At 59.9% G+C, this 252-nt stretch carries 1 pseudogene; it reads right to left on the bottom strand.

Annotated features, from left to right (window positions below):
• Window positions 1-252: pseudogene (locus SB847_RS21725) on the bottom strand (glutathione S-transferase family protein); the annotation flags it as partial.

Genomic DNA, 252 nt, shown 5'->3' with positions numbered 1-252 from the left:
CTGCCGTGAAAGCCGTTCCTCCAGCCAGTCCATGGCATTCCACAGCCGGGTGTAGGCGGCGTCGTAGGCTTCTTGGGACCCGGCGAATCCGCACCTGTAGACGCCGTTGTTAACCTCAGTGAAAACCCGCTTATTCACCTGGTCGATCTCTTCGCGCAGCTGCTCGGGATAGAGGCTTGGGGCACCGGGGCGGTGGAACTCCGTCCACTCCGTAGAGAAATCCAGCGTGATTTGGGGGAAGTTGTTGGTCAC

Origin of the sequence: Bacillus sp. SIMBA_026 (genome assembly GCF_046535335.1) — a bacterium.
GTDB lineage: Bacteria > Bacillota > Bacilli > Bacillales > Bacillaceae > Bacillus > Bacillus velezensis.
Note: the sequence above shows the minus strand (reverse complement) of the source record. Positions and strands in the feature narration are given on the sequence as shown.